General features: G+C 37.5%; 10 protein-coding genes. 2 read left to right on the top strand and 8 right to left on the bottom strand.

The window, feature by feature from the left end; translation table 11 throughout:
- Window positions 1-3: 3 nt before the first annotated feature.
- Both G525_RS0109290 and G525_RS0109285 read left to right on the top strand, forming a co-directional pair.
- A complete protein-coding gene (locus G525_RS0109290; RefSeq protein ID WP_425402517.1) occupies window positions 4-873 on the top strand; it encodes a sensor histidine kinase in 870 nt (289 codons plus the stop codon).
- A 38-nt stretch (window positions 874-911) separates the two neighbouring features.
- Window positions 912-1,622 (top strand): LytR/AlgR family response regulator transcription factor, encoded by a 711-nt coding sequence (locus G525_RS0109285; RefSeq protein ID WP_027125928.1) that lies wholly within the window; start codon window positions 912-914, stop codon window positions 1,620-1,622.
- A 309-nt stretch (window positions 1,623-1,931) separates the two neighbouring features.
- Here G525_RS0109285 and G525_RS0109275 read toward each other — a convergent pair whose 3' ends face one another.
- From G525_RS0109275 to G525_RS20630, 8 genes are all read right to left on the bottom strand, one after another.
- The gene (locus G525_RS0109275) at window positions 1,932-3,851 is read right to left on the bottom strand and encodes a SusD/RagB family nutrient-binding outer membrane lipoprotein (RefSeq protein ID WP_027125927.1); all 1,920 of its coding nucleotides are present in this window, start codon (window positions 3,849-3,851) and stop codon (window positions 1,932-1,934) included.
- 40 nt (window positions 3,852-3,891) lie between these two features.
- Window positions 3,892-7,020 (bottom strand): SusC/RagA family TonB-linked outer membrane protein, encoded by a 3,129-nt coding sequence (locus G525_RS0109270; protein WP_027125926.1) that lies wholly within the window; start codon window positions 7,018-7,020, stop codon window positions 3,892-3,894.
- Between the two features lie 496 nt (window positions 7,021-7,516).
- Window positions 7,517-9,586: a family 20 glycosylhydrolase gene (locus G525_RS0109260; RefSeq protein WP_084647734.1), complete on the bottom strand. Its 2,070-nt coding sequence runs from the start codon at window positions 9,584-9,586 to the stop codon at window positions 7,517-7,519.
- A 92-nt stretch (window positions 9,587-9,678) separates the two neighbouring features.
- The gene (locus G525_RS0109255) at window positions 9,679-10,860 is read right to left on the bottom strand and encodes a glycoside hydrolase family 27 protein (RefSeq protein ID WP_027125924.1); all 1,182 of its coding nucleotides are present in this window, start codon (window positions 10,858-10,860) and stop codon (window positions 9,679-9,681) included.
- A 16-nt stretch (window positions 10,861-10,876) separates the two neighbouring features.
- Window positions 10,877-12,976, bottom strand: coding sequence for a GDSL-type esterase/lipase family protein (locus G525_RS0109250; RefSeq protein ID WP_051209869.1), 2,100 nt, complete (start codon window positions 12,974-12,976; stop codon window positions 10,877-10,879).
- A 16-nt stretch (window positions 12,977-12,992) separates the two neighbouring features.
- The gene (locus tag G525_RS0109245; RefSeq protein ID WP_027125922.1) at window positions 12,993-13,694 is read right to left on the bottom strand and encodes an LrgB family protein; all 702 of its coding nucleotides are present in this window, start codon (window positions 13,692-13,694) and stop codon (window positions 12,993-12,995) included.
- The gene (locus tag G525_RS0109240) at window positions 13,687-14,088 is read right to left on the bottom strand and encodes a CidA/LrgA family protein (RefSeq protein ID WP_245577760.1); all 402 of its coding nucleotides are present in this window, start codon (window positions 14,086-14,088) and stop codon (window positions 13,687-13,689) included. The genes G525_RS0109245 and G525_RS0109240 overlap by 8 nt, the downstream gene beginning before the upstream one ends.
- Window positions 14,089-14,242: 154 nt before the next feature.
- Window positions 14,243-15,364 carry a sialidase family protein gene (locus G525_RS20630; protein WP_035479377.1) on the bottom strand — a complete coding sequence of 374 codons (1,122 nt, stop codon included), beginning with the start codon at window positions 15,362-15,364 and terminating at the stop codon, window positions 14,243-14,245.
- Between the last annotated feature and the right edge of the window lie 9 nt (window positions 15,365-15,373).

Raw genomic sequence — 15,373 nt, 5'->3', positions numbered from 1 at the left:
CTGATGCCAAAATTTTTGTTCAAAAGAAAATATACCGTTTATATCATTGCAATATTTTCAGCCGTTTTTTTAATGGTGCTTGCAAAATTTAACCTTACTTATTTTTTAATTAGCAATGAAGTTTGGCCAGAAGGTCCGGAGCCAATCCATGCATTATCCTTGAATTACGTTATTGATATGATGATTGGTGAACTTTATGTAATCACATTTGTAGCGGCCATTAAGGTAACTTTGGACTTTTTAAAAGAACAGAAGCGAGTTGCCGACCTAGAAAAAAACCAATTAGAAACCGAATTGTTATTTTTAAAATCGCAAATATCACCCCATTTCTTTTTCAATACGCTCAATAACATTCATTCTTTAGCACTGGAAAGATCAAACAAAACGTCTAAAATCATCTTAAGGCTTTCAGAATTGATGCGGTATTTACTTTATGAAACACAGTCTAAACGGCAATCGTTGGAAAAAGAAATCATCTGTATTCAAAATTACTTAGATTTAGAAAAAATTCGTCATGACGATTTACTTGAAATCAACATGACCATTTCAGGAGAATTGGAAGACAAAGAAATTGCTCCAATTTTGTTGCTCACTTTTGTAGAAAATGCTTTTAAACATGGTGTCAATAAAAATATTGGGACCGTTAAAATCGATATTGATTTCACTATTATAGAAGATTTTCTCTATTTTACCCTCACAAATCCATTACCTGCAGTGACAGAATTTAAACATGAAGTGAGTCATTCAAGTGGAATAGGATTAGAAAATGTGAAAAAAAGATTAAATTTAGGCTATAATCAGTCAGATTTTAAGTTGGACATTAGTAATGATGACCATGTTTTTACCATAAAACTCAAGATAAAAGTGATTTAGCAACCGCTTTAAACTCTCATATTTATAAAATAGAACGCATGAAAATAAAATGTTTAATTATTGACGACGAGCCCTTAGCTGTTAATGTAATTAAAAATTATTTGCAGCAAATTGAAGATATTGAAGTGGCTAACACCTTCAACAATGCCATTGATGGGTTAAACTATTTAAAAAACCATAAAGTGGATGTCATTTTTCTGGACATCAACATGCCAGTTCTTGATGGTTTGAATTTTATTAAAAGTTTAAAAGAACCGCCCTTGATTATTGTGACCAGCGCCTATAGTGAATATGCCGCTGAGACTTATGAACTTGATGTTCTTGATTATTTAATAAAGCCCATAGAATTCCCAAGGTTCATGAATGCCTTAAATAAGGTTTATAGACGTATGAATATCAGTCAACCGTCTGCAGAGCCCATTAAATCACGGCCCTATCTTTTCATAAAAATTGACAAGAAAAAAATGAAAAAAGTCTTTTTAGATGAAATATTAATTATAGAAAGTCTAAAAGATTATTTAAAGATCAATACCACCAACGGAAGGTTTATGATCCATAGCACCCTCTCCGATTTTACCGATTTATTACCTGCTGCGGATTTTATTAGGATCCATAGATCTTATACTATTTCCATCAATAAGATTGATGCCGTAGAAGGTAACAGTATTGAAATAGATGGAATGCGTTATGTTATAGGAAGATCCTACCTTGATGAGGTCAAGGACAAGATTTTAAATTCTTCCATTTAGAGACGCAGTATTAAGTATGAGGAATTAAGAATTAAGAATTAAGGCCTCATATCTCCTTTATAAATCCTCTTCATTGCCCAATAAAACGACATACACTTACCACTTCCAAAATACCAATCATTCAGATCAAGATGTATGTCTGAAAGAAGGTTTGTGGCGGACCTACTCTGCCTTAAACCTTTTCTACCAATCTGATTTTAAATTGAACAGCATCCAGAAAAACCAAATGGACTGGAACTAAAAAGGGAGAACTATTGAAAGTTCCCCCTTTTTGACTAAACATAAAATAAAAAAATGAAAATTATGATCTTATTCCTGTTGTGCCCACCATAATGGCGTAAACACAGAATCAGGACCGCCTAATTTCTCGACAGCTTGGCCATATCCACCTGGGATGTTGCTACCGAAGTTAGAAGGATATTTTAACCTTTGAGCAAAAAACTTAATGCTGCTCGTCATATAATTACCATCTGTTAATGCTGGCATATTAGTTAAAGGTTTTTCAACCGTTGGGTTTTCAAAGAATGGCAACCCAAGTCTTCTATGATCATTCCATGTTTCCAATGGCAACCATGGGTTTTGGGCAATAAACTTTTGAGTAATGACTTTAGTCAAAAGATCATTGTTCACATTGCCATCTTTATATAATCCATTTGCAGGATACTTTAAATTTATTGTACCCGCAGCACCGGTATAACCGTCTTTATAAGTCATAGCTACCGTTGACGATGGCTCCGTTGTATGTCCCCAACTTACAGAAGTTCCTACTCTACTGTAATCTTCAGAAGTTAAATACTCACTTAATTGCGCTGAGACACCATTATAGGCAAAACTGTCCGCGATACCTTGCTCATAAGCAGCTTGGCCACTCAAAGGCACAGCCCACCCTCTTACCGCTGCTTCAGCGATTAAGAAATGAGATTCCCATGAGGCAAAGAAAATCCTTTCGTTAGAATTATCTCTATATTTATTAACCAAACGTGGCAAAGTACCGATCCAGCCGTACACCCTGTTTTTGGATCCTTTATCTCCCCAATCACCTCCACCGTAAGCATTCCAAGTGAAAGCCGCATCAATGGTCTTTATGACATTTTCACCAGAAGCATCTACTAGCGTCCTTACTGTGGTCTCTGCACTGTCATCCCAAGAAGGATATCCGTTGAATTCTGGGTTATTAAAATCGCCAGGAATCGCGTACAATTCATAAGCTCTCGGATCTATAGTATTTTGCAATCCATCAAAAAAGAAACCAGCAGAAGGATCATTTGTTTTTGAGGCAAAATGCTCATCAAACTTTAGACCCATATAATTGGCTGGCTTAATATAAGAGTGCTTATCTGCTGCTAATACATCTTCAGAAGGGATACCTCCCAATCCAATCATAAGGTTGTTAATCGTTGCAGACATTCGAAAATCATTCCATTCTCTGGTCATTACTCCTGAGTAATTATCCCATCCTGCTTTTTCTGCAACTGCAAAGTTATCATCAGCCGCTGAAATAAATATACCACCATTTGCAGCATCTTCAAACTCTTGCTGCGCTTTAGACGCGTCAACTTCAGATAAACGCATTGCTAAACGCATTCTTAAAGAATTTCCATATTTTTTCCATTTGGCATAATCATATTTATAGGCTGGATCCAATTTTTTAAGAGCATCATCAGGGGATGAAACTTCCATATCCAATGCATTGGTTGCCTCTTTCAATTCTTGAAGCATATAGTAATACACAGATTTTACATCTGTATACTCAGGATTAACGCCCTCAAAGCCATCGATAGGAATAGGTCCAAAGTTATCGGACATTTCACTCATAAGGTAGGCACGCCAAATTCTTGCAACTTGTTTAAGATTTGGAACATGCTCTCCAGCAGTTCCTTTTGCAAGTTGCTGATCTGCAACCACAATCCCTGCGTTAATATTCTTCAACCAAGAAGACACGTAACCATTGTAATAGTCACTTGACCAGTCATCATTTGGACTGCCTAGAGCTAACCCAGCAGGTCTAGTCATTCCTCCTACACGGTCCCAATATAGCGCATACATACGCTCTGATATATGAGGATCCATTTGGGCGCCACCAATAGAATTATTAATAAAATACTCTATTTGAACCTGGTCTGCACTTGCTGCAACCGGGTCTATGTTTATTTCTTCAAAGTCCGAGCAGGAAAGAAATGCTAAAAGCAGACCACCCACTAGGCTTGTTTTGTTAAATATTTTTCTCATAACTTATATATTGTTTTTTTAACTTAAAGATAAGCATTTCTTAAAAACTTAATGAAAGGTTTAAAAATATACTACTTGTTGTTGGAGGTGAAAGGTATTCAAACCCTGTTGCATTCGTACCTGTAGCAAAAACAGATTCTGGATCAATACCATTCAAGTTGCTGTCAATCATCCATACATTATTTGCAGAAACTCCAACTTTAATATTTTGAATTCCTGAATTTCCCAACAATTTTGAAGGAATTGTATAATTAACATTTACACTTCTTAACCTTACGTTGGTAGCATCGTAGATATTTGCCTCGTTGATTCCTAAGTTTCCAGAGTTATTGGTGATATGTTCCCAGTAAAGTCTTGGAGAAATGTCTGTAGTATTGACAGCATATCCTCCGCTTCCATCACTAACTACACCGTCAACCACAATATCGGCTCTTTCGCCGTTAACCACGGTTATGGCTGCAACCCCCGCTTCTTGCATTGCACGATTGGTACCAGAGAAAATCTCACCACCTATTCGAGCATCAATCATAAATCCGAAGGAAAGATTTTTGTAAGAAAAATTGTTTGTAAACCCAAGCATGTAATCTGGTTGTTGATTACCCAATTTAAATTTCTCTCCATTATTTGCTACTTGTGGACGTCCATTGGCATCTACAATTATTTTTCCAAAATAAGGGCTGGCCTGGTCTTCTACTCTAGCATACTTAGTACCCCAAATCTCACCATAACCACCACCTTCTATTGCTAATACTGCTAAGTTATCAAAACCTCCCAATTTATATTGTGTGATATCATCAGCTAAACTTTCAATAGTGTTTTTGTTTTTTGAGTAGTTTAAACTCGCATCCCAGTTAAAACCTTCAGGATTGTCAAATATTCTTCCATTAATGGATAACTCAACACCTTTATTTTGCACATCTCCAGCATTGACCATCTTAAAATTATAACCACTCAAAGGATCAAGAGGCAAGGGAATCAATTGGTTGGTAGCGTTAGATTTGTACCAAGCAAAATCAAATCCTAATCGGTTATTAAAGAAACGACCTTCCAAACCAATTTCTTGAGATTTAATCAACTCACTTTTTAAATCAGGATTGAAAAGCGTGTTGCCCGTACCTGCAGTGGTATTACCATTGGGATCATTTCCAATATTATAACTGTTATAAAGCTTATAAGCATCAAGGTCATTACCTACCGTAGCATAAGATGCTCTGATTTTACCAAAAGTTAACCAACCTGGCAATTCAGAACCTGCTTTTCTAATCATATCTGTAAATACGAATGACGTACTAACAGATGGATAGAAGAATGATCTGTTTTCTTCACTTAAAGTAGAAGACCAATCGTTACGTCCTGTAAAATCAACGAATATGAACCCGTCATAATTAATTTGCAAAGTTCCGTAAAGTGAATTGGTTTTTCGTTCTGTTGCCCCTTGACTTACGCTTGGGCTACTGACGCCATTATTTAATGAGAATAAGTTAGGCACCACAAGTTCTCCAGAATTTCCATTGATATAATTAGAGTTTCTTCCCATCAAGTTTCCACCAAGTGTAGCAGAACCACCAAATTTTCCAAAAATATCATCTTGAGCAGCCATCAACAAGAAACTGAAGTTTTTCTCTATAAATGATTCCTTACCAAAAGTATATCTGCCCGTGTTGTTCCCTGGGCTACCAGCATACAATTTAGATTCTGTAGTGGTTGTATAAATATCAGCACCAGCTCTTGCTTCAGCACTTAACCAATCAGTAATATCATATTTAATAGATCCGTTCAATAAGAAACGATCTCTCGCATCATTGCTCAATCTATTTTCAGCAGACCAATATGGGTTCTCAGCATTTTCACTCACGAACCACCTCATTTTTCCAAATTCATCCGTAGTGTCTCTAAACTGTCTGATATCAACAGATCTTGGCATTTGAACTACCGTACCGAAGGCGTTATTATTATTATTTCCATTCAAAGGTCTGTTACCTGCTTTTGAATTGATGTACTGAACTTTTACATCAGTAGTCCATTTCTTAGTTTCTCCAAATTTTGTGACCGCTCTAGTGGTTAGATTCAATCTTTCAAAAGTTGATCCCGGGATATTACTATCGTCGTCTAAATAACTCGCTGACGTGTACAACGAAGTCCCATCAGTAACTTGCTGTTGGAATGACAAGCTATAGGTTTGGTTAAAACCACCATTATAAAAGTTGCCAAGATTGTCATAAGAATTCAACGTCGTTGGTTTACCTTCCCAATCCACAACTGATTGTCCTTCAATTCTTGGGCCCCAACTTAACTTGCTTCGTTCATTATAAATTCCCAAATCCCCTTGACCAAATTGGCTTTGAAGTTCTGGCTCAATAAATAATCTTTCAAATCCTGTAGTTGCAGAAAAAGTAATTCCTAAACCTTTTCTTGACTTTCCTGTTTTAGTTGTAATTAAAATTACACCGTTACCTGCACGTGAACCATATAAAGCTGCTGCAGAAGCACCTTTTAATACCGTCATGGTTTCAATATCATCCGGGTTTAAATCGCCTAAACCATTCCCCATATCCGGTGAAGGATTATAGAAGTCATTATTATCGGCACCTGTAAAGTTATCCATCGGGATTCCATCAACCACAATCAATGGTTGGTTGTCACCCACAAGCGAACTATTACCCCTTAGTACAATTTTTGAAGAACTGGCAGGACCATTACTTCCTTTAATAACTTGAACACCTGCTACTTGACCAGATAGTGCATTAGCCACATTAGACTCTCTTGTCTCTGTTAAAGTCTCACCTTTTACTTCTTGAACCGCATATCCTAAAGATTTACGTTCTCTTTTAATGCCAAGAGCAGTAACTACTACCTCATCCAATTGACTCACATCTTCTACAAGCGATACATTAATAACAGTTTTGCCATTAACTACTACCTCTTGAGTCGTAAATCCAACATAAGAAAATTGTAAGGTACTCTCAGCGGTTGCTACTTCAATACTGTAATTACCATCAAAATCTGTTGTAACTCCTTGGGAAGTGCCTTTTACTACCACACTCACCCCTGGAAGTCCTAAACTGCTTGCAGCATCAACAACAGTTCCATTCACAGTTGTTTGTGCCTGCATACCATAAGTGCATAGAATCCCAAACACCAATAGTAATTTAAGTACTTTTTTTGTCATAATATTATATAAGTTTAATTTGATCTTATAAATGACTGTAATTAATCAAACAATACTAAATAATTTCGACTAATGACATTTTTAGAGAGGAGTTGGTCGACATATAACCTTGTAGTTGCTAATATTTATGGTTTTTAGCCATAAAATTGCGTGAAGGCAAAATTATGAGAAAGCCTTGTATTACAACTTTTTAACGCGCTTCCAAAATCCTATTTTAGGACTTCCAGAATATTTAAAAATTCAAGAATTTCAAACATCAAACAACGCGTTTTATGAGTACAGTTCATTTTTGTAAATAGTTCATATATTGACCACATTATAAGCACTTTTAATTACACAAAATGTTGAGATAATTCTTTGATCATGGAAATATTAAACCGTACAGATTTGGATACAAACCACTGATAATAGTCAAAAGGTGCAAAAAACTTCAACTTTGGCTTCATTATTTTAGACTCTTGTCTAAAACTACAAATCTTAAAAAAAGCATTTAGGATCACTTTTCCAACCCATTAAAAAGGGCTTTAAATATTAAATCACTAGCTTCTTTAATCGCACCGTCCTCCATATGAATTGGGACGCAAGTAAACATCCATTTCCAAGAATTATTATCCTGGGGAATTTTTAAAAGAATGGTATTCCATCCCTTTTTAAGCTGGATTTTTGTGGGTGCTCGGTAAAAATAATCTTCGTCAATAAAAGGGATTTCATCGGTTTTAGTTTCTAAATTGGGCTGTTTCCAAACCGGAGGTGCCACTTCTTCAGTATTAATCCATATTTTGGGATTTGTGGTGTGCCACTGCCCCTGATCAGGGAAAGGCCCCACCCTACGACCTCCCGAACGCGACCAGCCCTGAAAACCTATCCAAAAATCCTGTAGACGCTCATCGGGCGAATAAATTTGGGTTGTAGCATAATAAGTGCCCGTTTTCTCAGTGGTTAATGCAGGAAAACCAAAAAAGTGTTTTAAATGAAGCGTACCGCCAACTTTAGGTTCAGACCATTTATAGGTTTTTTCGTCAACATTATACGATGCTACTGGGGAGTCTCCAACAGGAAAATTCAGTGAAACATCATTAGCATTTTCAAAGGGTCCGATCACATTCCAATGGAAATCGGTTTGTCGGATATATTGAAATTCCTTGCCCTCAAAAAAGAGATCCCGATGAACGATGACCTTGTCTTCAAAGGCCTCAAATTCATGCAAATCGGCAGTGTTTAAGGCCGGTAATTTGGCCCAATAATCCAATTTATTCTCTTTTCTTCCTTTCCATATCGCATCCGCATAAAAAACTATGGAAGGATAGATGGGGTTTTGTTTCAAAATATCACGCTCATTCGCCACATTATTGTCTGGCCACGCACATAATATCCCACCCAAAGCAAGAGAATCACCTTTAGGCTGTCTACAAGGTTGCTGGAAGAACAAACGCGACATGCCTGCAAAAGGATCTAAATGGTTGATATAATTAGCGCGCGAGTCTATAAAACGATGTCCCTCTCGAGGATCAAATTGGGCCCAAAGCTGATTGATGGAGGTAGAATCTCCCTTCACTTCAATACCTTCCATCCAAACGATTAACTCTCTATCATGAGACTGTACGCGATCCATAATTTGTTTTACAAATCCGTCTTCCACATATTCTTCGAGATTCCTAACCTCATCCGTACCGATATGTATATACGGCATATCCTCAGCACTCACCAATGAACATAATTCATCAAACAGATTCAATAATGTGGGTAGCGCCCTTTCATCCTTCATCGATTCAAAACCCATGGCTTTCCTAAATGCTGCGGAATGGCCCGGAATATCAAATTCTGGAATGACCGTGATATGACGTGCTTTACAAAATGCTACGATGTGTTTAAAATCTTCTTGGGTGTAGAATTTCCCTTTACCTCTTGATGTTGCATCTTCCGATTGTAACTGTGGATACAATTTACTCTCCAAACGCCAACCTGGATCATCGGTTAAATGCCAATGGAAGACATTGTATTTGTATTGCGAAAGGACTTCAATTTGTTCTTTTAACTGGGCTACAGATTGAAAATTCCGTCCGGTATCATGCATAAATCCCCGGATTTTAAATGCGGGCCAATCCGTGATATTTAATTTTGGAAACAGGCCTTCTTTACCCTGTTTTCTAAAAACCTGTTGGAGTGTTTTTATGGCGTAGTAGGCCCCTTTCTCAGTACTTGCCCAGATTTTAATATCGCCATCAATAGTTAACTTATAGGCTTCATCAGGATTATCGACTGAAAGCTCTTCCTTAATGATTTGAACGGTTAAACCATTTGACGATTCGCTAATGCCTTCTTTTTGGAAGAATGCACTCAAAAGATCGGATGCATTTTTAAAATCGGATGCATTAATATGAATAGACTTAAACGTCAGTTCTCCCGCGCCATAAGTGATTTCTTGTGGGGATGGGATGATGGGGTATTTGACTTCAAGAGGATCTACTTGTTGTGAATTGGCATATCCGTTGAAAACAAACATTAGGCTTAAAGTCATAAAATAAATGGTAGCCTGAAAGGTGTTTTTATTAAGAGATAATATCATAAGATTTGATTTACTAATTCTATAGACCTCACAGGTTTTCCTCCTTTGGCGGACAGGTTGAAACCTGTTAGGTCTTGCTTGACTTCAACTTGTTATTTCATCAACCTAAAAACGATCACATCTCGGGATGGCACGTCAATCGACATTTTACTGTCGGTCGCACCCACAACCGCATTCTTCCAAAGGTCCTTTACCTGATAGTTGCCTTCAAAACCTTTGATTTTGATGTTAGCCCACTCAATTTCATAGGTCTTATTTGTGGTCTCTCTATTAAAAAAGCAGATAGAAATATCACCATTTGCCAATGGTTTTTGCCAAATTTCAAAATTGCCAAAATCTTCAATTTTAAAGCCTTGCTTGCCCAAAACGTCTTGGTTAAGGGCAATTAATTCTTTATTTGTTAAGATATTGTGATCAACAGGAGTCATTTCCCTTAAATCGTTACCGGCCATTAAAGGTGCTGCCAACATACACCACATACTAAAATGGGCTCTTGCTTCATTTTCTGGCATATTGTTATTTCCAACGGCCAACATATCCGGATCGTTCCAATGTCCAGGGCCCGCATATTTTTCCAAACCAACCTGCATATCGACCAAGTCTGCCCACCCAATGAGATTTCCCCAAATATTGCCATCGTATCTTGCTCCCATATCAATGTCTAAGGTAGTTCTCCAAAGGTGGCCTACATCTTTTGCCCATTCCCATGGTTTATTTTCACCCCATTCGCAGATGCTAAAAACGATTGGACGTCCGGCCTTAAAAAGTTCATCCCTCATCAGGGTGTAAGATGCTATAGCGTCTTGCCCTTCTGTATGGCACCAATCGTATTTTAAATAATCAACATCCCATTTGGCATAAATTTCTGCATCCTGACGTTCAAATCCCTTACTTCCAGGTCGGCCAGCACAGGTTTTTGTTCCGGCATCAGAATAGATTCCGAATTTCAATCCTTTTGAATGAACATAATCCACCAAACTTTTTATCCCAGAAGGAAATTTCTTTTTATCCACTATGATATATCCATTTTCATCACGACCTATTTGCCAACAGTCATCTATCACAATATACTCATAGCCAACCTCCTTAAAACCTTTTTCGGCCATGGCATCCGCCATTTCCTTTATCACGGTTTCATTGACACCATCACATTGAAAACTGTTCCAGCTATTCCATCCCATGGGCGGGGTCATTGCTAAATTATCGAATTTTTGAGCGGCCATTTCTTTTGACAAAAAGAAGGTCAGTAAAAGAAAAAAAATTCTTGTTTTCATGAGTTTGATATTTGGTTTAATTGATAAAATTTGAAAATGTTGGCGCAGGCAAACCGTAATTATTGACTAAATTTCCATTGGAAAAAGGTGTATACCCGTATTTCACATATCGTGGGTGCTCAATTTCTGGGGACCATACCTTCAACATCCCATTCACTATTTTAGTTTGGGCAGGCACAAATTGTTTATCGGAACTCGCAATAAAAACATCTTGTACCGAGGAGTTCTTTAAGGTACTTAAACCTTCCCCGTATTTGAAATGAATTTCAAGGGTATTGCCGTTGACGTTTACGAAATCTAAAAGAGGGCCAGAATAACCCATATCAAAATCATAATCCTTATGTAGTGCTATGTTTGACAAACGCTCGCCAACGACCCACTTTTTTATTGGATGCACGTCAGTTTCATTCCCGACATCATAACTGACCGCCATTCCTGTATTTGGAATATCCAATAACCGTCTTTGTGAATCCCTAAACTCTCCCCAACCCAACCTGTTTAAGCTACTTAATTGCACATAATAAAATGGTAACTCCCCCTTTTTAAAATGGTGGCGCCAATCGTTCACCAACATGCCGAATAAATTTGAATGGAGCTCAAGTTGCTCAACATTGGATTCTCCTTGATACCATATGACGCCTTTAATGTTGCAATCTTTAATGGGAAGAATACCAGCATCAAATAACATTGTGGGCTGATAAGGATGTCTGGCCTTTATTTTGGTTTTGGAATGCTCGGCCATATTCAACTCAATCCTATCCGCCACCCAGGTATCTACCATCGGATTTAAACGCGTGTCATTTAACAGATCAATGGTTTCATGTTTTTGTTCCATGGCTTCTCTGCTTATCCAACTTTGAGTGGGCGAGCCACCAATGGCATTACAAATTATTCCTATAGGAACATTTAACTTCTTCTGAAGGGAATAGGCAAAGGCATAGGCTACCGCTGAAAATTTTTCAAGATTCTTAGTATTTGAAGTTGTCCATCCTGAAGATTCAAAATAATCTGCCGCATTGCAATTTTCAAGATTGGTATCACTAAATTTTTCTCCGGAGAGGGTTTTCCCTTCCATAGAAAACAAAAACACCTGATCATTCAAAGAGTCCTTTAAGACGGTGGCGGCGCTTTCCATATTTCGTACCATAAAATCCATATTGGATTGCCCAGAAGCCAACCAGACCTCACCAACATACACATTTTCTAACTTAATGGATTTTGTTGGTGTTGAAAATTTTAGGGGATAGGGCCCACCGGCTTTCTTGGCTGGGAAATCAACTTTCCAATGGCCATTAAAATCAGATTTTACTGTTTTGGATTCCTTGTTAAATTGAATCGTCACGGCGTCATTAAAATTAGCAGAACCATTAAAACGAATCGTTTCATTTCTTTGAAGGACCATATTTTCACCGTAGAGCAAAGGCAATTTCAAATCGCCATAATCTCCTGTGATAGCACTAAAAACTTTATTGGCGATTATTTGGGCGCCTTCTTTGGTAGGATGTAAATTATCGGGAAAATATTCTGGAAATCGATATAATGGCTCGTGCAAATCAATTAAATCAACGGCAGCCTTTTTAGCAATAATTTCTATTTTTGACTGAATTTCCTTAAAACTCTCGCGCATGCCTTCTTCAAACCAATGGTGCCCCGAAAAAGTTGGGGTCATTCTGCAAAGAATAACCTTAGGTTTTGAGGGCAGGTTTTTATAGATAGCAATCATATCAAGATAGTCCTGCTCAAAATCTTCTTTATGATTGGGCCAATTGTTATTGCCTTGGTCATTCAATCCTAAATGGAGAATAACAATATTGGGTGCAAAGTCTTGTGATTGTTTAAATACCGCTTGATTCCAATAGGGTTTATGTCCATTTTTCAGCATCGTAGCACCAGAATAACCAAAATTACCCACCTTATAATTAGAACCTAGTTTTTGCTGAAGCTGTGCAGGAAAGCTATTTTCCTCGCGATCTTCAATTCCTGCACCAAAAGTAACGCTGTCACCAACGCAAGCAACTTTTAGGGTTTGGGAAAACAGTGCGGATGCAAAAAGCAACATTACCGACATAATAAGGGAATGTCGGAGAATCCCTAGTGTTTTCAGTTTAGAAATCATGGTGTATTGTTTTTTTTTAAGCTGAGCCTACAATTAAAATCACAACATACGGTGCAATTAACGTGGTCAAGATCCCGTTGACACACATTGCCAATCCGCCGTAAGCGCCAGATAAATGCCCTACTTCCAAAGCTCGAGCAGTTCCAATACCGTGTGCTGCGGTCCCTAAGGCAGTTCCCATGGCGGTTTCACTTTTTATTCCGGAAAACTTCAAGAATGCCGGTCCAAACGCATTTCCAAAGATTCCAACTGCAATCACTACACCGGCAGTAAGTGCTGGAATTCCTTGAGTAATCTTTGTTATTTCAATAGCTATAGGCGTAGTAACTGATAGTGAAATTATAGATTTAATAATCACATCAGGCGCATTTAAGAAAATTGTAAGCAAAGACACTGATAAAACACTTATGATTCCGCCACAACAAACTGCCAATAAAAAAGGATAGATGTTATGTTTGATCAATTTATATTTCTCAAAAAACAAGACACCAAGAGCCACGATGGAAGGCCCTAAGAAAAAGCTTAAATACTTTCCCCCTTTGTTATAATCGTCAAAACTGATATCAAATAGAACCAAGAACAAAATAATGAAGCTTATTGCGATCAATACCGGATTAAAAAGCACAAATTTCAGTTTTGTTCGTAATGCTCTAGCGGCAATGAAAGCCGCCAAAGTAATGACAATACCAAAAACAGGAAGCATATAGAGCTCAGTCATTTTTCTCAAATTTTTGTTGGATCAGTGCTGTGACGTATAAGGTGATTAAAGTACTTACTCCTGCGGCAACCAAGAGAATCAACCAATACGACTTTATAAAATCGAAATAAGACATCAGCCCAACACCAAACGGAATAAAAAACAAAATCAAATAGTTCAGCAAGGTATCGGCAGCAGGTTTTACTGACTCCAATTTGATGAGTTTCAATTTCAACGCGGTAAAAATCAAGATCATTCCCAAAATATTACCTGGTAATGGGATTTTAATTAGGGAACTGATCAATTCTCCTAAACCTAGAAATATAAATAAGATCAAGAATGCTTTGAGCATTTTCAAACCACTCTTGAATGCGTTTTTATTTTTTAAATTAATCTTCAATGACCTATGACTCATCCGTAAACTTTGAAATTATAAAAACAGAAACGAGTGTTGAGGATACTAAAATCTGATCCTAAAACAGTCCTCGCAGTTCCGAAATATAATGATAATACCTACAAGGTTTATAAAACCTTGCAGGATTATGTCACGAAATATCAACTCCTATATTCTATTTTTTCGGCTTTTTGTAAGAATCCTTCCCATCCGTCAACCAGTCTAAAGAAAAACTAACAAAGGGATTTTTTGTGTATTCATCCTGTTCAAAAAACAATCCGATATCGCCGTTTTCAAGAATGGTCATGTCTGAGTATGCTGAAGGTCCTTCATAAATAGTTTTACCTTCTGACCAAGTTTTGCCTTCGTCATAACTGATACGTACCGACATATTGACGCGTCCTTTTTCTGATTTGGCATTGGAAAAAAGAAGTCTGTTCTTTTTATAACCATCTTCAATTGCTGTATAACGAATGATGCTTGCATTACAGCCCGGATCAATTAATTCTGGCGCCTCTTTAGTGGTCCATGTTTTGCCTTCGTCAGTTGAGGTGTGCACATAGCGCATTCCCTTTCCATTGACACGTGCATTTATCATTAAGGTACCATCAACAAGCTCAATCACTTTTGATTCGTCAGCTGGCTGAATAGCTGTATCTATAAAATACCACGTTTTGCCGTGATCGTCACTTCCAAATAGATGAAGTCCACTGTTGAGATTCACCATCGTATGCAACAATTTGCCGGAGCGTGTTTGAATTCCCCTGCCTGAAGTTATGAATTTAAAATCCTTTTTCCATTCGGGTTTTGCAATTTGAGAGGTGATATCAACCGGCTTACTCCATGTTTTACCGTTATCAGCACTTTTCACAAAATGAAGATAATAGATGTCTTTTTCAGTATCTAAATTCATAAAATTGTAAAACATGAAAATTTCGTTGGTCACATGATCTACAATCAAAGAAGGATCAGATGCCGATTGTCCATCAGGAAAATCAACTACCGATTCTATATTGGACCAAGTTTTCCCATTATCAGCGCTTCGTCTAATAATAATGTTGATGTCCCTACTAAATTTCAAATCGCCACAACCCGGAACGCGCTCATCAATAGCAGCAATAACATCGCCATTTGGCGCGGTTATAATGGCAGGAATTCGGTAGCATTCAACGCCTTCCGTCATAGAAGTGTTGAACAAATCCTGAAATACCGGCGCCCCATCACTAGTGGCTTTTTGAGCTTTTACACCGCAATTAAAAAAGAATGCTGAGATGAGTACTACGACTAGTTTTTTCATATTAATAGA

This window comes from Gelidibacter mesophilus DSM 14095, from assembly GCF_000423005.1.
GTDB classification, from domain to species: Bacteria; Bacteroidota; Bacteroidia; order Flavobacteriales; family Flavobacteriaceae; genus Gelidibacter; species Gelidibacter mesophilus.
The sequence above is the reverse complement of the archived record's forward strand: the minus strand, read 5'-3'. Positions and strand labels throughout refer to the sequence as shown.

Excerpts from the sequence above, each read along its gene's own strand:
- G525_RS0109290 (WP_425402517.1), top strand. The coding sequence starts at position 4 with ATGCCAAAATTTTTGTTCAAAAGAAAATATACCGTTTATATCATTGCA.
- G525_RS0109250 (WP_051209869.1), bottom strand. The coding sequence starts at position 12,976 with ATGATTTCTAAACTGAAAACACTAGGGATTCTCCGACATTCCCTTATT.
- G525_RS20630 (WP_035479377.1), bottom strand. The coding sequence starts at position 15,364 with ATGAAAAAACTAGTCGTAGTACTCATCTCAGCATTCTTTTTTAATTGC.
- G525_RS0109245 (WP_027125922.1), bottom strand. The coding sequence starts at position 13,694 with ATGACTGAGCTCTATATGCTTCCTGTTTTTGGTATTGTCATTACTTTG.
- G525_RS0109270 (WP_027125926.1), bottom strand. The coding sequence starts at position 7,020 with ATGACAAAAAAAGTACTTAAATTACTATTGGTGTTTGGGATTCTATGC.
- G525_RS0109255 (WP_027125924.1), bottom strand. The coding sequence starts at position 10,860 with ATGAAAACAAGAATTTTTTTTCTTTTACTGACCTTCTTTTTGTCAAAA.
- G525_RS0109285 (WP_027125928.1), top strand. The coding sequence starts at position 912 with ATGAAAATAAAATGTTTAATTATTGACGACGAGCCCTTAGCTGTTAAT.
- G525_RS0109275 (WP_027125927.1), bottom strand. The coding sequence starts at position 3,851 with ATGAGAAAAATATTTAACAAAACAAGCCTAGTGGGTGGTCTGCTTTTA.
- G525_RS0109240 (WP_245577760.1), bottom strand. The coding sequence starts at position 14,088 with ATGAGTCATAGGTCATTGAAGATTAATTTAAAAAATAAAAACGCATTC.
- G525_RS0109260 (WP_084647734.1), bottom strand. The coding sequence starts at position 9,586 with ATGATATTATCTCTTAATAAAAACACCTTTCAGGCTACCATTTATTTT.